This window comes from Streptomyces sp. OR43 (assembly GCF_008042275.1).
Lineage (GTDB): Bacteria > Actinomycetota > Actinomycetes > Streptomycetales > Streptomycetaceae > Streptomyces.
This window is the reverse complement of record NZ_RDBK01000043.1, coordinates 3,316,615-3,333,122: the sequence shown is the minus strand read 5'-3', so window position 1 is coordinate 3,333,122 and position 16,508 is coordinate 3,316,615. Positions and strand designations below refer to the sequence as shown.

Sequence of the window (16,508 nt, the reverse complement as noted above, 5' to 3'; positions counted from 1 at the left end):
GGCCTCGGCCCCACGAGGGGAGAGGGGGCTGAATCAGGCAGTAGGCCGGACAGCGGCAGAAACTGCCGCTCGTACACGGCCTGACCTCGTCACCTTCGGGACACGCACAACCGGTTCAACACATCACGCCCCGCCGTGACAGGAAACTCGCGTTCCTGGATACCGCTGCACCAGACCGGGGCTGCGGCTGCCCACTTCCCGGCGGCGGTCCCCGGTAGCTCCTGGAGGAAGCGACGATCCTCCGCCTGGGTCGCGACATGCTGCTCGGCCACGGGAGAGCAGTGGTCACGATCACCGCCCTGGCAACCGACGGAGGAAGCCCGGGTGAGAGCCGGGAGGATCTCTGGTGCGTGCGGCTCGTACGGTGCAGCCGACGCGACGGGGAGCGCCTGCTCGTCTACCTTGACCCCGACCAGGCGATGGTGGCCCCCGCTGTCACAGACACCGAGAAGCAGCACGGCCAGCGCAGCCACCACCAAGGCGACCACGATGCTGCCGCGGTCCTCGCGCACCCACCACATTCGATCTCGCACAGTGATCATGACGCTACCCTGTGTGCAGCCCTGGGAAGTCACGCGTCCCCCCGTACGAGTGAGGGTGATCCAGCCACTTTCACACATGGGCGCGTGACTGTCGGTTCCCGGCGGCCAGCCCGTCGCGGGGTCCACCGGCAGCGACGAAGTGACCCTCACCGCCTGTCCTGGTTGCGCCGAGACTCCTCGCCCTACCCGGACCGAGATGCTCGCCGCCTACCCATGTGTCAGTACATCGTTCCCTGAATTCAGGGGAACGTGTATCGTTCACGCGGTGTTGACGCTTGCCTCCGACATCGACGTCCTTGCCCGCTTCGGCCGCGCGCTGGCCGATCCGATCCGCTGCCGGCTCCTCCTCGCCCTGAGAGAGACTCCGGCTCATCCGTCAGATCTGGCCGAGGCCCTGGGAATCTCCCGTACGCGCCTCTCCAACCATCTGGCCTGCTTGCGCGACTGCGGTCTAGTGGTCGCCGTGCCGGTGGGCCGGCGTACCCGCTACGAGCTCGCCGACCCGCGTCTTGGGCACGCCCTGGACGATCTGCGCGCGGCCGTCGTGGCCGTCGCAGCAGACCGTACCTGTGCCGAAGCAGACGAGAAGGACTGCTGCTGATGGCCGTCATATCCCTGAGCCCGTCCCCGGATCGCCGTGAAGCTCTCGCCCGCCGCATCCGGTTCCTGCTCGCCGCGACGATTGCCTACAACGTCATCGAGGCCGTGGTGGCGATCACCGCGGGCGCCGTCGCCTCCTCTACCGCGCTGGTCGGGTTCGGGCTGGATTCGGTCATCGAGGTCTCCTCCGCCAGTGCGGTGGCCTGGCAGTTCTCCGCCCGCGATCACGCTGTACGTCAGGCGCGCGAGAAGACCACCCTGCGGATCATCGCCGTGTCCTTCTTCGCTCTTGCCGCATACGTGGGAGTCGACGCGATACGTGTCCTGGGCGGCACCGGTGAGGCCGATCGGTCCATCCCCGGCATTGCGCTCGCGGCACTGTCCCTTGCGGTCATGCCGTTCCTGTCGGCGGCCCAGCGCCGGGCCGGGCGCGAGCTGGGTTCAGCCTCGGCGGTCGCGGACTCCAAGCAGACGCTGCTGTGCACCTACCTGTCTGCCGTGCTCCTAGCTGGGCTCATAGTCAACGCCACGCTCGGCTGGACCTGGGCGGATCCGATCGCCGCCCTGGTCATCGCAGCCGTCGCCCTCAAGGAAGGCCGCGACGCGTGGCAGGGCAAGGGCTGCTGCGCGGCGCCCGCCACGACCCTTTCGATCACAGGTGCGGAAGACGGAGGCGATGCCTGCGGCTGCGCCCCGGAATGCGCCTGCTGCACCACGGAGGGAAGCGAGGGCCGGAGATGAACGGCTGGGCTTTAACGGCACTGACTCTGTACGTGGCGTGGACGATGACCGCCTTCGGGGTACGCGGTGCTATGCAGCAACGCCGTACCGGAGATACCGGCTTCCGCGGCATCTCCGGCAGGCCCGGCTCACCACCCTGGTGGGCAGGGGTGCTCTTCGTTCTCGCGCTGCTCGGTGGGGCCGCAGCTCCTGTCGCCGCCCTGTTCGGCCTGCCCGCACTCTCCGGGGATGAGATGCCTGCGGTGCGGTGGGCGGGACTGGTGATCGCCCTGGCAGGCATCGGGGCCACCCTGATGGCGCAGACCAATATGGGTGCCTCGTGGCGCGTGGGCGTGGACGCCGCAGAACGCACGGACCTGGTCACCACTGGCCTGTTCACTCACGTACGCAACCCCGTCTTCACCGCCATGACCGCCACGGCCGTCGGCCTGGCGCTGATGGTGCCCAACGTGATCGCTGTAATCGCCCTGGGGCTTTTGCTGTTCGCGATTGAGCTGCAGGTCCGCGTCGTCGAGGAGCCCTACCTTTCCGGCGTGCACGGTCAGGCATACGGCCTCTATTCGGCGCGCACGGGTCGCTTCCTTCCGGGAGTCGGCCGGCGCCAGGATGCCTGAGGCTCGAGCCCGTGGTCACAACCCAGGCCCGGTGCGGCGTATCGATGCCGGACCGGGCCTGGCCGTAACTGCCGTCAGTGGTGGGGCGAAGGCGAAGCCGTGGGAGACCGAGAGGCGCTACGTTGGGCGAGCATGTCCCGCATCAGGCTGATCTCGGACTTCTGGGCGCGGACGATGCCCGCGGCGAGGCCCCGAACCGGGCTGCTCTTGACCTGTTGAGCTGCGGCTCTGGCCATGACGACGCCGCCCTGGTGGTGCGGGATCATCAACTGCAGGTAGAGGACTTCGGCCGCCTTGCCTCTGGCCGACCTGAGCCGCTCCAGCTGGGCACGGGTGGCCATTCCCGGCATCCCCGCACCGCCCGGCACAGAGTGGCCCTTCATCCAGCGCATCGGACCATCGCTGGAGACCTTGGAGGCACCCCACATGTCGAGCCAGCCCAGCATCATGCCCCGTTGATTGGCCTGCGTGTTGATGACGTCGAAGGCGAGCCGCCGCAACTCCTCGTTGCGGGTGTTGTCGCGTACGAGGAACGACATCTCGACGGCCTGCTGGTGGTGCACCGCCATGTCGCGAGCGAAACCGGCGTCAGCTGACTCGCCTGCCGGAACCGGCTGGGCTGCCTGCGTCCGGCCCGGGATCGCGACAGCGATCGCCCCGGCAGCACCACAGAGGCCCAGCAGCAGGGCCGACACGACGAACCAGCGCGGTACCGGGCGGCGAGGACTCACGCCGTCAGACCGTTCGTGCACGCGGCACCCGGCTCCGGGGTCTGCTCACCCTGCACGTACTTGTCGAAGAAGGTGGCGATGCGCGGGTCGGAGGCACTGTCCACAGACAGCTGCTTGCCCCAGGCCGTCAAGGTGATCGGACCTGTCTGCTTGGAGTGCGGGCTCATCAGCGTGTACGGGGTTTGGGACACCTTCTGCTTCAGCGTCGCAACATCGGACGCCGGGGTCTTGTCGTTGTAGGTGACCCAGACCGCGCCGTGCTCCAGAGCGTGAACGGCGTTCTCCTGGCGCACTTCCTTGGCGTAAACGTCCCCATTGCAGTTCATCCACGCCTGGGCGTGGTCACCCCCGGCAGCCGGTGTCATGGGATACGTGACGGGCTTGGCCACGTGGTTCTGCGTGAGCTTCTTCCACGTCTTCTCCCCCTTGATGGGTGAGGTGCGGGCTGTCTCCTGCTTCTTCTCCTCGCCCTCGATCGTGAACAGCAGATAGCCCGCCCCTCCGGCCAGAACCACGAAGATCACCGCGCAGATGACGACGGTGATTATCTTGTTGCGGCGTTCACGTGCCCGCTCGACGCGTCGAAGTTCGTCCAGCTTGGCCCGTCGAGCGGTGGCCGCTGATTTTGCTTTGGCAGTGCCCATGGGATGTCCCTTGTGCCGCCGGAGTGGCGGCGGATGCGTAGCGGATGGCGATTGGTCGTCACTTCGTTCACCGGCGTGGTTCAAGGCGCCCGATGTGTTCTGCGGAAAGGGACGATCCGGCCTAAGTCCGCTGCACCTGCAGCACATGAAGATCAACAACGGGCGAGGGGGTGCACGGCGGTGAAACCAGATCGGGGACCGACAGTGACGGTGCCGCGATACTGCTGCCCTTCGCCCAGGGTTCGCCCATGTCCGGGGCAGGCGCCAATGCCTTGCCCATGTGCTGCAGGGCACTCGCGCAGTGCTCTGGACCACCAGGCTGGTGATCTGCGCACCCGTCAGGAAGCAGAGGAGACGGGGCAAGCGCCGCGACGGACGTCACCGCAAACGGGGCCATAGAGTTTGCGCGGGACTCCAGTTGAGCACACGCCACGAGAGCGATCAGAGCGATGGCCAGGCTGACCGCCCAGCTCATCACGTAGCGCAGGCGAAGGCCGACGGCCCGCGGGGCGCTGGTCCACTGTCTCGTCATCGTGCGCAGATCCTAGCGATTTCCATGGGCGGGGCAATGCGTCCTGACGCGCCTCGTGGCATCCAGGTTGGGACGCTCAGGCGACGGGGCCGGCGCACCGGTTCAGATGCCAACGGTGAAGCCCGCCGCCCAGTACTGCATCTGGCCGACCAGGTAACCCCAAACACCGGTGACCATCAGCACGCCGGTGGCAATCATCATGACGCCGCCTGCGCGCATCACCCATGTGTAGTGGGCTTTCACCCAGTCGAAGACTCCGAGCGCCTTCCGAAAAGCCAGCCCTGCAGCGAGGAAGGGCAGGCCCAGCCCCGCGCAGTAAGCGACAGTGAGGACAGCTCCCCGACCCGCACTGGCCTCGCTGAGGGCAAGCGCCTGCACAGCGGCCAGCGTGGGGCCGATGCACGGAGTCCAGCCCAGGCCAAAGAGCACTCCCAGCATCGGAGCACCGGCCCAACCGGCTGCCGGGCGCCGGTGAATGCGCCATTCCCGGTTCATCCCGGGCAACACGCCCATGAAAGACAGACCCATCACGATGGTCAGCGCCCCGAGGATCCGGATCAGTGGGTCCTGGTACGCCAGCAATGTGTTGCCCACGTAGCCGAATGCAGCGCCGCAGGAGACGAACACGGCAGTGAATCCCGCCAGAAACAGCAGCGTTCCGCCCACGATGCGGCCACGGCGTGCCGCTTCCAGGTCCGCGCCGCTGATCCCGGTCACATAGGACAGATATCCGGGCACCAGGGGCAGTACACAGGGCGAGAAGAACGAGATCGCGCCCGCCAGGGCAGCGAGCGGCAGGGCCAGCAGCAACGAGCCGCTCAGCACAGCGGAATCCGTTGCGGAAGCGATCAGCACGAGTCACCCCTCCTTCGGAGAGAGTTGCGCAATTACGGTCTTCATGACGGGTTCAGGCCGCCTGCGCGGCGGCAAGGGCCTCGACCAACCGCTGGGGACTGCGCGTCGAGAGGTACACGTAGGGGGTGGGATCGTCGGGGTCGACCACCTCGGCACGCACCGCCGTGGTGATGTAGCTGCGCATCAACATGTGGGCCCGCATGTCGGCCTTGTACGTCCGCCAGGCACGCGATTCCTCTCCCTCCAGGATTTCCGGAGCGCCCAGTGCCTGCACCGGGATTTTGGCGTCGTCTGCGATGAGCAGGCCATTGATGACACGGATACGCGAGGAGCCCTGCCCGCTGACCCATGTGCAGGCGATCGCGGTACCGACGACGAGGCCGCCCATCATGGGCAGCGGTCCGTACGGCAGGACGATCAGGCCCAGTGCGACCCCGGCGAGCAGGGCGATGAACCACCAAGAGCGCGGCGCTGTCAGGCGTTCGTCGTATGTGGGCTGTGCCGTGGCTGTCATGTGCGCACCTTCATGAAGTGGTCTTCGTGGGATTGGTTCACAGCGGGAGGAACGCGTTCGCGGTCGGCCGGTGTTGGAGGGTGGCGCCCGTTTCGACTTCGTGGAACCAGGCATGCAGGCGCAGGCTGTTGTCGGCCATACGGAGCGCGATGCAGGGATAGTCGCTGAGCACGTCCAGTTGCCGAATGACGTGCAAGTGTCCCGCGGCGGTGACGTCACCGGTCGTAATGTCCTGCGGCACTTGCACGTCGGTCGTCACTGCCCCGGCCGACGGATCTTCGCTCCCGGGGTGACTGTTCGTTCCTGGGAAAACATCAGCCCTGACGACTTCGCACTGAGAGTGTCCGCACACGATGATGTCGGCCACGTTGAGGCGTTCCACGGCGAACTCGATCGTCACAGCGTCCGGCAAGGGGTTTTCAGGCTGGTAGCGGGAGACCGTCCCGCCGTGGGTGCGCAGTTCGAGGAGTTCGCCCGGCCGGCTGCCGGTGAGCCAAGCAGGCGCGAGTCGCGCGTCCGAGCAGGAGATGAAAAGCACCTGCGGAGCCTGCCCGCCCGCGAACTGGTCCAGGTCGACGCCGTGCGCCGCGGCACGTGCCGCATAGCTGCGCGTCTGCTCGACGAAGTACGCCATCATCGACCGGTCTTCGGGCCGACTCACTGGGCGAGCCGTTCATCGATCAGGGCCTTGAATGCCTCGTACGAGCCGGGCGTGGCAACCCGGACCCCGTCGACGATGAAGGTGGGCGTGCCCTGCACTCCCAGGCTGAGGCCGTCAGCCTGATCGACCAGGACGCGCTCAGCGGTCTTCGGATCCTTGACTGCGGCGTCGTACCTCTTCAGATCGAGGCCGAGCTCCTTCGCATAACCACGGAAGACTGCAGCCTTGGACTCCTGCGCCTCCCCCCACTCCTTCTGCGTCGCGAAGAGCTTGCCGTACATCGCTTCGAACTGGCCTTGCTGGGCTGCCGCTTCGGCTGTCTGGGCAGCCGGTTGGCTGTTGCGGTGACCCGGCATCGGGAAGTAGCGGGCGACGAAGGTGACCCGGTCCTTGTACTCCTCGCGGAGCCGCTCGACGACCGGGTGCATTGCCCCACATCCCTCGCATTCAAAGTCAAGGAACTCGACCACTGTGAGTTCGCTGTTCTTGGGCTGGGTAAGGCGGTGGCTGGATGTGCGAACGGGCTGAGCCTCCGCTGCAGGTTCGGCGTTGAAGGAGGCGGATCTCGGGCCGTCAGGTGAGAAGGCGAGAACGGAGCCGAAGGCGGCGGCGAGCGCGGCCAGGATTACTACCCCGACGTACAGGTGCTTTTTCATAGTTCCTCGTGAGGATTCGGACGGTTTCATTCGCTGGGCGGGGGCTGCTGTTGGGCAGCGGGTGGCGCCGTTGAACCCGAAATGCGGTCACGTGCGCGCAGGCCGGCCAGGTACGCGTTGTAAGCGGCCAAAGGGTTGTTGGCGTCGCCGCGTTCGATCTGGCGGTCGATCCGGCGTGCCTCGCGAGCATCGGAGCGGACCCACTGAGCGGCGAGGATGATCGTGGTAATGAGTACGGGAATGTCACCGGTGGCCCAGGCAATGGACCCCGCGTTGTACTGGTCCTTTGCCAACGTGGCGCCCCAGGTCCGGCCCAGATCCGCCCACCATCCGTCGCCGATGAGCTCGGTGGAACTCATGAGGGAGATGCTGAACCAGGAGTGGAAGGGCATGGTCAGCATCAGGGCGAACAGCCGGCCCAGATGAGGTGGGCGGCGGGGCCCGGGGTCCACTCCGATGATCACCCAGAAGAAGAGCAGCCCCACCGCGAGGAAGTGCACCAGCATCAAAGTGTGGCCGAGGTGGCTCCGCATCAGCGTTTCGAAGAGCGAGGTGTAGTAGACGGCGAAGGCGCTGGCGATGAAGAAGACGCTCGCAACCACCGGGTGTGAGATGACCTTGACGTAGCGGCTGTGGAGAAGCTTCAGAAGCAACTCGCGGAGACCGTCCGGGCCGCCCTTCGGGACGCTGGGTAGCGTCCGCAGGGCAAGCGTGGCAGGTGCGCCCAGGACCAGGAGGATCGGCACGGTCATCGCGAGGACCATGTGCTGGCCCATGTGCACGCTGAAGAGCACCTTGCCGTACACGGCCAGGCCGCTCATGGTGGCCAGCACTGTGATCGCCAGTCCGAGCATCCACGCGATCGTGCGCCCGACGGGCCATACGTCACCACGGGCGCGCATCTTGCGTACCCCGGCCAGATACAGCAGGGCTGCGCCGGCCGTGCCGAAGGCGAACAACGGATCGAAGTGCCACTGCGTAAACAGCGGCGTCCAAGGGAAGTCACCGAGAGGCGGCGGCATCGCAAAGCCCAGCAACTCTTCGGCGGGCGTGAGAGAGGTGGCGCCCGTGCGGGGCGGGGGCGTGCGGGCGAGCGCCACCGCCAGTCCCATCGCGGCTGCCATGACCAGAAGTTCTCCGCACGCCAGCCGCAGAAACGGCCGCCGCGAACCCTCAAGCAGTCGGGCAAGAGTGCGGCGGCGGTGCCACCATCCCACGCCGCCGAGAACGATCAGGGCGCCGGCCTTGAGGAGCACCATCTGCCCGTACCGACTGCTGAACAGGTCCGTGACGGATGGCAGGCGGACGGCCGCGTTGACGAGGCCGGAGGCGGCAACCGCGAGGAACGCCGCGCCCGCCAGTGGACTGAAGCGGCGGGCCGCCATTGCGGCGGCATCCTCCCGTTTCAGGGCGGCGACGAGAAGAAAGATCAGGCCGCCGACCCACATCGCCACACCCAGCAGGTGCAAGGCCAGACTCGTGACCGCGGCGTCATGATTGCCCGCACCGGAGGAGTGACCGGTGAAGGCGGGTGGCAGCAGCCCGGCCAACGCCAGCACCAGCGCGGCCCGCCCCCACCGAGCGGTACTGATGCCCAGGCATACGGTCGCCAAGACCATCCCGGCGGCCGTCATCGCGGCATACGAGCGCCCCTGGGTATCGGTGACGACGAAGTCGGCCAGCACCGAGGGGCGAAGGATCTCAACGACTGGCTGTGCGAAGAGATCGGACAAGGTCAATATCAGCAGGGCAGCGGATGCCGCCGCCCACACCGCGGCGGTGACCGCGGCCCACGTCATATAGCGCAGCTGCGCGTCGGTGAGCCGCCGGCCACCGGGCAGCAGCGCCGTCACCATCAGCAGCGCGCCGACAGTTCCCACCGCTGCGGCGTCCGTCACGATCCTGGCGACGGGCAGTGCCCACGCGGTCAGTTCCCCGGCGCCCGCGATTCCTGGTACCTGCTCGGCCGCCGACCCCGCGCCCCGCAGAGCGAGCACCGTCACGGCCATCGCGCCGCCGAGCGCCGACATGATTAGGAGAGGCGGGCGTACCGCGTGCTTGAACTCAACCGCCATGGCCTGACCTCCTGCGGTACAGGGCGACCCCGCCAACTCCGACGACGAGCACGCCGGCTACGGCAAGAGCGGGCAGAAGCCCGGAGGACGATGCTGTGCTGGCCCTCCGCGAGACATCGCTCGAACGGGCTGCCGGGCTGCTGCTGCTGCTGCTGCTGCTGGGAGACGACGGCGCAGGAGCGGCTGACGCAAGGGGGGTTGCTGCCTGTTCCCTCACGCTGAAGCGGTAGGAACCGGCGACCGGGTGCCCATCGGCGGAGACGACGCGGTAACCCACCGTGTACCGCCCTGGGGGAAGGCCGGGCTGCACGGCGAGCGTGACGGTCTTCCCCACTACCTCTGGCCGCCCTGCGCCCCCCTGGGTCCCGTCCGGGGAGGTCAGAGCAACTTTGGCGTAAAGCTGGCTCATCTCATCGCTGAATGTCAGCCGGATACTGTCCGGCATGCGCCCCAGGGAAACGGCGTCGGCCGGGTTGCTCGACAGGAGGTCCGTGTGGGCAGCTGCCGTCGGGGCGGCTGCCCACAGCAGGCCACCGGCCAGAGGTACGACGAGAGTGCGTGCCGCCGCGCGGGCGGCACGCCAGTTCATGGCATGCATAGGAGGGGGCTTCCTGTGGTTCCCGGCAGGGCCGGGCAAGAGGTGCCGGCCCTGGCGGCACCCGCGACTGCGCCCGTCAGGGCATGCAGGGACCACCGAAGGGCGTCGGCCCGGTCAGTGCGAAGGCGGCGGGCGCAGATACGCCACGCCGGGCATGCGGTGGCGCTCTGCCCGCATGCCAGCGAGCCGGGACCGCCGACGCGGGCAGAGAGACGTTCCTATCGGGGCGCAACTCCGACAATGGATCATGTGCGAATCGCAGATGCGGCCACACGAACAGCAGCAGGCGCTGCACAGCTCTCAGAAGCGGCCTGCTCTGCCAAAGGATCTGCTCGGTGACACCCAACAGCCGCGCCGCGATCACCAGGCTGACCAGATGCCCGGCCAACAGGACTTCGGGCGGGGTGCCGACGACGGGAGCGTGCTCGACCAGGCCAGGCAACCCGACAGGGTCAGTCATGGCCGCGCAGGCGCCGGGCAGGGAGTAAGCGATGTGGTACGCCAACTGAGCCCCGGCCAGCACACCCAGAAGCTGGGTATCCGACAACCGGTGCCGCGTCAGAAACACCGATCCGGGAATGATGACTCCGGCCACACCAGCCACGATCGTCCACCGCGGCGCGTGGCCCTGCGACAGGGCATGGCCAGCCAGTGGCAGCAGCACGCACAACACCGCCAGCGCGCCCGCCCGCAACCCGCGCAGCGCCCCCATAGCCGGGGAGGCAGGTGGTGTCGGACCGGTACGTGGCATGACGTCGTGGCTTTCCGAGAGGCCCGTCGTTCAGACGTAGCAGGCAAAAGGGCGGGCGCGGACTCGCGCTGTACGCCATTGCACAGTACCGGCTCCGCCGCCAGGGCTTGCCCCCGGGCTTCGCCGGTGGCGCCGCCGCACTTGGGATGGGGTGCGGCGGCGCCACCGGTTGCGCAGGAGGCCGGGGCCGGGCGTGTCATGTCAGGGCCGGGGACATCCGTACCGACTGGGAGCCTTCGGCATTGTGCCGTTCGGCCCAGGTGATCAGGGCAGCGTGGCAGGCGTGGTCAAGGTGGTGCAGCCCAGACAGGTCCAGCTCGACGGGCCGGTCCTTGGGCAGTGCTCCCAGCTCGTCCAGTATTTTCGGCAGGCGCAGGAAGGTCGCGTTGCCCGACAGATATGCCTGGACCGAGCCGGCTCCTTGGTCTATCACCTCCAGCTTGATGTGCGAGGTCTGCCAGGCAGCCTTGACCACGGCCAGGATCAGGCCAATAAGGACACCCTCGAACATGTTGATGGTGACGATGGCCAAGGCGGTCGCCGCGAGGATCAGGGCCTCTCCACGGTGGCCGCGCCACAGGGCGGGGAACTGCTTGGCGGGCAGGAGTTTGACGCCGGCGTGCACAAGGATGCCGGCGAGCGCGGCGATGGGGATGAGCGCGAGGACGGCCGGCAGCAGGGCGGCGAACAGCAGCAGCCACAGCCCGTGTAGGACCCGGGACGCCTTGGTCTTGGCACCGGCCTGGACGTTGGTGGCGCTCCGGACGATGACCGCGGTCATTGGCAGGGCGCCGAGCACTCCGCAGACGATGTTGCCCGCGCCCTGAGCCATCAGTTCCTTGTCGTAGTCGGTGCGCGGGCCGTCGTGCAGACGGTCCACCGCGGCCGCGCTGAACAGCGACTCGGCGGAGGCGATGAGGGTGAAGGCGATCACGGTGCCGAGTACGCCAATGCCAAGCCTTCCGAGCACTTCGGTTCCGGGCGGCTGGATGGAGTCGAGCAAGCCGCGGACCTCGACCGTCTTCACCGACAGGTCCAGCAGCCAGGTCGCGCCGGTGGCCAGGGACACCGCCACCAGCGCGCCGGGCACCACCCGCACTCTCGCGGGCAGGCGCTGCCACAGCAGCATCACCGCCACGGTGCCCGCCCCGATCGCGAAGGAGGTCCACATCGTGGTGGAGGTAGAGACGTCACCGGCCAAGCCGGGAAGACCGGCGATCTTGCCGGTGCCCGATGCGGGTGCTGCCACGCCTGCCATGGCGTACAGCTGACCGGCGATGATGATCAGGCCGATTCCGGCGAGCATGCCCTCCACCACAGCGATGGAGATGGCGCGGAACCAGCGCCCGCACTTCAGGGCGCCCAGCACCAGCTGGAGCAGGCCCGCTGCTAGGACAATCACGCCGAGGGCGGGCAGGCCGTAGGTCTGGACCGCTTCGTAGACGAGGACGGTAAGACCCGCGGCAGGGCCGCTGACCTGGAGGCTGCTCCCCGGCAGCAGGCCGGTGAGCAGGCCGCCGACGATACCGGTGACCAGGCCGAGTTCGGCTGGTACGCCAGAGGCGACGGCGACGCCCACGCACAACGGGAGGGCGACGAGGAAGACGACGAGGGAGGCGGCGACGTCACGCCGCAGGATGTCCGGATTCACGGGGGTCCTTGGCAAGTGTGGGGGCCAGAGGTCGGATCGCGCGCGGGGTCACAGCGGCAGGAATGCGTCGTCCTGCGGCCGGTGCTCGCACACCAGCCCGGTGTGGATTTCGTAGAACCAGCCGTGCAGCCGCAGCTGCCCCTCGGTCAGTCGGCGGGCGATGCCCGGATAGCCGCGCAGCCGCTCCAACTGCTTCAGGACATGGCGCTGCACCGGGCCCGCGAGATCCGCGGCAGGCTCCCCACCCGTGCTGCCGTCCTGCAGGGACGAGGAGGCCGCGTGCGCCAGCCAGCCCTTCACGGCGGGGACGGCCGTGAGGTCGTCGCCGCGTACTAGAGCACCAACCGCGCCGCAGTGGGAGTGGCCGCACACCACGATGTCGGCAACCTGGAGGACCTCGACGGCGTACTCGATGGTGGCCGCCTCACCGGACGGGCCCTCCAGGCGGTAGGGGGGAACGATATGGCCCGCGGTGCGCATCTCGAACAGCTCGCCCGGCCCGGCGCCGGTGATCAGGGAGGGAACGACGCGTGAGTCGGAGCAGGCGATGAACAGGGCCTGCGGCTGCTGGCCGACGGCCAGCCGGCCGAGTTCCCCGGCGGCCTGATGGCGGAAGGAACGAGCGTGGTCGATCAGGGTTCGCATGTCAGGTACCTCCTGCGCCCCGGCAGGGGGCGTCGATGTGATGGATTGGGGGCTGCGGGCCCTGGAGGGAAGCGGCGGGCAGCGTGAAGCCGCCCGGCGCGGGTGGGCGAAGAGGACGCCGCACCGCCTTGCAGGGTTCGCAGGAGAAGGTCTGCTCGTGAGGCGGGTCCCGTTCCTCACACCCCGGACGGCCTGACCGGACTCGGACGGTCAGTGGCGGACATGCCGGCCTTCGCGGGTGACGATTCACCTGCGGGCACGCGGGCACGTCTCACAGGCGCTTGAGATTCAGCGGCACGCCAGGAGCGGACACGACTCCAGCACGAGCGGAGCGTGGAATGGGGCCTGACTGTCAGCAGCGGAAGACCTGCAACAGGGCAGGTGAAACGGGTGGTGGCTGTCCGACCGGCTCGTACGGCACCTGCCGGAAGGGCCCGCAGTCGTACGGCGCCGCCGACGCACAGCCGGCCCTGGGACTAGTCGGCCCGGAATGACCTGCCGGGGGGCTGTTCTCACGGACTCGCGCCCAGTGCCCGGCAGCCTCCTCTGGCCGGAAGGCGGCGTCGCACAGGTGCGCTTCGTAAACGGCCACAGGCCCGGAACCCTGCGACACACGTTCATGTGCAGGCGCCGCGGCAGCGGCATGGGAGAAGAACAGCACCGCCAGGACAGCGGTCAGCAGGGCCGCGACAGCGCGCACCGCATACCTGCTCCCTGACACTCCTTGCCCTCTCTTCCGGCGCGACGCCTCGCAAAGCCGTCGATCAGTCCGACGATCCGCTGTCGGTAACAGTTCCAAGTCGGATGTAAACAGCGCGTTACGAGCGGACGGTGGGTGGCAGGAGCCGACCGAAACCGGCCACCCTCTTGCGACCAGACGATCCCCGCCTGCGCGTGGCAAAGGCGGTGGGTGAACTGCCCGTCGCCGCCCTGGCGCGCACCGGCCACGAACCGGTGGTACCTGCCCCTCAGGCCCTGGGTGCGCACCGTTCGCAGCGGGTCTCCTCCCGCGCGGCCTGCTGCTCGTGGGCCGATGTGACGGGCTCTTCGGTGGGCCGGTACTCGCGGGCGTCGTAGTCAGTACGGAGTGCAGTTGCGCGGACCAGGGCGGCGATGACGGCGTAGGCGTCGCTGGGCATGGTTCTCCTGCTGCATGTGGGTGGGGGTGACCGGGCTTCGGGGCAGACCCCAGCGGTGCGCGGGGCGGCCCGGCCCGGTCAGCAGCGCAGGATCTGCCGCGAAACGGCCGGAACTCCGCCATCCTGGATCGGGCCGAGCCCCAAGGAGCGTGTGGGGCCGAACGCGTCGAGCGGCGACAGCGCTGGCGCGACGAGGGAGATCGCCGGTTGGGGCGCGGGATGCGTCGGCCGCTTGGCCGCGGCACTCTCGCAGACCCGGGCGGCCGGGTCGTGTTCGGGATGCTGCTGCCCGCCTGGCGGCGCCATGGCGACGGCCGGCGGGCAGCGGTCGGCCGTAAAGCCGCGACGGTCGTGCGAACATCCCGGGTCTTCTGCGGCCAGGTGGGTGCCGGCCGGGGTGAGCAGGGCGTGCAGCAGGGCGAGAGCGGCCAGAGCGAGGACCATGAACGCGACACGCGTCAGCCCCGACCGGGCGCGGGGGCGGGAGGTCGTCGGCATCGCTCTCCTCCGCCCTCTACGCATAGCTCTCCCGGCATCGTCACCTCTGCCGACGGCAGGCACGAGCCGCGCCACGCGATCGGATGCCATGTGTCACCCGGTAGAAGGATGTGCGTTGGGCCTCGGTGCTCCGGCTGGGGCCTTGCGGTCTGTGAGGAACGGCGGGTCGCGGGTGCGGCGAGCGATGAGTCGGGGCGGGAACTGGGCGGTGCCGGACTGCCACAGCACTCATCGGCGCGTGCGCGCACTCGTAGAGCATCTTTCACTGCGTGTTCTCCCGGAGGACGACGTCCAGGTTCCACAGGGTGGCGATCTGATCCTCCGCCAGGGCCCTGGTGCGGTCGGGCGGTGCCGCACGCCGCTCGATGTCGATCGTCGGAGCGCCTTCATCCAGCCCTGGTGCTGCCACCAGCCGATTACCTGGCGCGCGATGGACAGCTCCCGGTTGACGGTGTCGGCGCCCATCTCGTCCGTCCCCGCCTTACCCGTCGCCGCGATCGACGACCCGAGTCTGCTGGAGCCTTAGCGCAACCTCCGGCTCGGGCTGCACCTTGTTCCGGGTGCCGATCTGCTCGGGGAGGGCCCCGTCGCAGTCGGCCTCGTACAGGGCATCGAGCTGGCTCGACAGCTCCTGGCAGGCCATCGATGTCCTGGCGCGTGAGGCTGGCACCGGCTGGCCTGAGGCGGCGTGATGAGTGGCGGCGACCAGGGCCGCGGAGGTGCAGGCGAAAGCCGCCACACGCGCGAACCGGCCGCCCGGCCCCGCCCTGCTGGCCGCATGGCGCGGCGCCTTCCCATCGTTGCGGCCCTTCGCAGGCCGTCGCTCACCGGCATATCCGTCCACCCTCGGCCTGGGCTCCAAGGGCATGCCGCCCGCCCGCCCCACAGCCATGAAACCGTAAAAGCGCAGGTCACAGTGGTCACTATTGGTGTTGACAACGGTCACCGATGCAGCCTTTGGCTCCATGGTCACAGGTGTGCTTCGCTGCCCGCAGCATCCGTGCCGGGCGGGCGCGACGGGAGGACGACGGCGATGAGTGACGAGCACACGCACGACCACGGGGCCGGGGGTCACGGCGGCCACTCGCACGGCGTGGCCGCCGACGCGGACCGCCGCTGGCTCGGCATCGCCCTGACGCTGATCACCGGATTCATGGCCGCCGAAGTCGTCGTCGGCATCCTGGCCCAGTCCCTGGCACTCATCTCCGACGCGGCACACATGCTGACCGACGCGGCCTCCATCGCCCTGGCGCTCATCGCGATGCGGCTGGCCGCCCGCCCGGCCCGCGGCCCCTATACCTACGGCTTCAAGCGCACCGAGATCCTCTCCGCCCAGGCCAACGGCCTCACCCTGGTGCTGCTGGGAGCCTGGCTCGGCTACGAGGGCGTGCGGCGTCTCATCGACCCGCCAGCAGTGGAGGGCGGTCTGGTCCTCGTCACCGCACTGGCCGGGATCGTGGTCAACATTGCTGCCGCCTGGTGCATCTCCAGGGCCAACCGAACCTCACTGAACGTCGAGGGCGCCTTCCAGCACATCCTCAACGACCTGTACGCCTTCATCGGCACCGCGATCTCCGGCGCCATCGTGCTGACCACGGGCTTCGCCCGTGCGGACGCGATCGCCACCCTGGTCGTCGTCGCCCTCATGTTCAAGGCCGGCATCGGCCTGATCCGCGCCTCCGGGCGCATCTTCCTCGAAGCCGCACCCGCAGGCGTCGACCCCGATACGGTCGGTGATGCCATGGCCCGCCTCGAGCAGGTCGTCGAAGTCCACGACCTGCACATCTGGCAGATCACCTCCGGCCAGCCCGCCCTGTCCGCCCACGTCCTGGTCGTTCCCGGCGGCGACTGCCACGCTGTGCGCCGCACCCTGCAAAAGCAGCTCGCCGGGGACTACAACATCACCCATGCCACCCTCCAGGTCGACCACGTCGGCGAAGACGACCGGGACACGGGCCCCTTGCTGCAGATCGGCGAACCACCGACGCAGCCCGGCCCCGAACACGAGGACACCCACGGCCCCGTGCACCGGCCAGGACCTCACTCGCACTGACCGCCCGC

At 68.5% G+C, this 16,508-nt stretch carries 20 protein-coding genes; 4 read left to right on the top strand and 16 right to left on the bottom strand.

The genetic code is table 11. The annotated features are described in order from the left end of the window. Window positions 1-89 precede the first annotated feature (89 nt). Window positions 90-542: a hypothetical protein gene (locus EAO72_RS34210; RefSeq protein ID WP_148020921.1), complete on the bottom strand. Its 453-nt coding sequence runs from the start codon at window positions 540-542 to the stop codon at window positions 90-92. Between the two features lie 265 nt (window positions 543-807). Here EAO72_RS34210 and EAO72_RS34205 point away from each other — a divergent pair, with 265 nt between their 5' ends. The 3 genes from EAO72_RS34205 to EAO72_RS34195 are packed head-to-tail and all read left to right on the top strand — an operon-like array spanning window position 808 to window position 2,497. Continuing rightward, window positions 808-1,143 (top strand): ArsR/SmtB family transcription factor, encoded by a 336-nt coding sequence (locus EAO72_RS34205; protein ID WP_148020920.1) that lies wholly within the window; start codon window positions 808-810, stop codon window positions 1,141-1,143. After that, window positions 1,143-1,883, top strand: coding sequence for a cation transporter (locus tag EAO72_RS34200; protein WP_148020919.1), 741 nt, complete (start codon window positions 1,143-1,145; stop codon window positions 1,881-1,883). Before EAO72_RS34205 ends, EAO72_RS34200 begins: the two co-directional genes overlap by 1 nt. After that, window positions 1,880-2,497, top strand: coding sequence for a methyltransferase family protein (locus EAO72_RS34195; protein WP_148020918.1), 618 nt, complete (start codon window positions 1,880-1,882; stop codon window positions 2,495-2,497). The genes EAO72_RS34200 and EAO72_RS34195 overlap by 4 nt, the downstream gene beginning before the upstream one ends. 74 nt (window positions 2,498-2,571) lie before the next feature. On the opposite strand, the gene EAO72_RS34190 is transcribed toward EAO72_RS34195, so the two are convergent. From EAO72_RS34190 to EAO72_RS34120, 15 genes are all read right to left on the bottom strand, one after another. Continuing rightward, window positions 2,572-3,228, bottom strand: a complete 657-nt coding sequence (locus EAO72_RS34190; RefSeq protein WP_148020917.1) for a DUF305 domain-containing protein — start codon at window positions 3,226-3,228, stop codon at window positions 2,572-2,574. Further along, window positions 3,225-3,872 carry a DUF3105 domain-containing protein gene (locus EAO72_RS34185; RefSeq protein ID WP_148020916.1) on the bottom strand — a complete coding sequence of 216 codons (648 nt, stop codon included), beginning with the start codon at window positions 3,870-3,872 and terminating at the stop codon, window positions 3,225-3,227. The genes EAO72_RS34190 and EAO72_RS34185 overlap by 4 nt, the downstream gene beginning before the upstream one ends. A gap of 634 nt (window positions 3,873-4,506) precedes the next feature. Next, on the bottom strand, window positions 4,507-5,259 hold the full coding sequence (locus tag EAO72_RS34180) for a cytochrome c biogenesis CcdA family protein (RefSeq protein WP_148020915.1): 753 nt from the start codon (window positions 5,257-5,259) through the stop codon (window positions 4,507-4,509). A 52-nt stretch (window positions 5,260-5,311) separates the two neighbouring features. Continuing rightward, window positions 5,312-5,773, bottom strand: coding sequence for a DUF3093 domain-containing protein (locus EAO72_RS34175; RefSeq protein WP_148020914.1), 462 nt, complete (start codon window positions 5,771-5,773; stop codon window positions 5,312-5,314). Between the two features lie 37 nt (window positions 5,774-5,810). Then, a complete protein-coding gene (locus EAO72_RS34170) occupies window positions 5,811-6,410 on the bottom strand; it encodes a carbonic anhydrase (protein WP_148020913.1) in 600 nt (199 codons plus the stop codon). Window positions 6,411-6,430: 20 nt separating this feature from the next. Then, a complete protein-coding gene (locus tag EAO72_RS34165; RefSeq protein ID WP_148020912.1) occupies window positions 6,431-7,090 on the bottom strand; it encodes a DsbA family protein in 660 nt (219 codons plus the stop codon). A gap of 26 nt (window positions 7,091-7,116) precedes the next feature. Beyond that, window positions 7,117-9,165, bottom strand: coding sequence for a cytochrome c oxidase assembly protein (locus EAO72_RS34160; RefSeq protein WP_148020911.1), 2,049 nt, complete (start codon window positions 9,163-9,165; stop codon window positions 7,117-7,119). Continuing rightward, window positions 9,155-9,754 carry a copper resistance CopC family protein gene (locus EAO72_RS44195; protein WP_410090555.1) on the bottom strand — a complete coding sequence of 200 codons (600 nt, stop codon included), beginning with the start codon at window positions 9,752-9,754 and terminating at the stop codon, window positions 9,155-9,157. Before EAO72_RS44195 ends, EAO72_RS34160 begins: the two co-directional genes overlap by 11 nt. An 85-nt stretch (window positions 9,755-9,839) precedes the next feature. Continuing rightward, window positions 9,840-10,427, bottom strand: coding sequence for a hypothetical protein (locus EAO72_RS34150; RefSeq protein WP_261991724.1), 588 nt, complete (start codon window positions 10,425-10,427; stop codon window positions 9,840-9,842). A gap of 283 nt (window positions 10,428-10,710) precedes the next feature. Then, entirely contained in the window at window positions 10,711-12,165 is a 1,455-nt protein-coding gene (locus EAO72_RS34145) for a SulP family inorganic anion transporter (protein ID WP_261991723.1), read from the bottom strand. 48 nt (window positions 12,166-12,213) lie between these two features. Further along, window positions 12,214-12,810, bottom strand: coding sequence for a carbonic anhydrase (locus tag EAO72_RS34140; protein WP_148020907.1), 597 nt, complete (start codon window positions 12,808-12,810; stop codon window positions 12,214-12,216). Between the two features lie 968 nt (window positions 12,811-13,778). Beyond that, window positions 13,779-13,949, bottom strand: coding sequence for a hypothetical protein (locus EAO72_RS42285; RefSeq protein ID WP_187285309.1), 171 nt, complete (start codon window positions 13,947-13,949; stop codon window positions 13,779-13,781). 78 nt (window positions 13,950-14,027) lie between these two features. Further along, window positions 14,028-14,447 carry a hypothetical protein gene (locus tag EAO72_RS34135; RefSeq protein ID WP_148020906.1) on the bottom strand — a complete coding sequence of 140 codons (420 nt, stop codon included), beginning with the start codon at window positions 14,445-14,447 and terminating at the stop codon, window positions 14,028-14,030. A gap of 262 nt (window positions 14,448-14,709) precedes the next feature. Continuing rightward, entirely contained in the window at window positions 14,710-14,856 is a 147-nt protein-coding gene (locus EAO72_RS34125; RefSeq protein WP_261991722.1) for a hypothetical protein, read from the bottom strand. A gap of 72 nt (window positions 14,857-14,928) precedes the next feature. Then, complete coding sequence (locus EAO72_RS34120) at window positions 14,929-15,117, bottom strand: hypothetical protein (protein WP_148020905.1); 189 nt, start codon at window positions 15,115-15,117, stop codon at window positions 14,929-14,931. Window positions 15,118-15,480: 363 nt separating this feature from the next. On the opposite strand from EAO72_RS34120, the gene EAO72_RS34115 reads away from it, so the two are divergent. Beyond that, window positions 15,481-16,500, top strand: coding sequence for a cation diffusion facilitator family transporter (locus EAO72_RS34115; protein WP_148020904.1), 1,020 nt, complete (start codon window positions 15,481-15,483; stop codon window positions 16,498-16,500). Window positions 16,501-16,508: the final 8 nt, after the last annotated feature.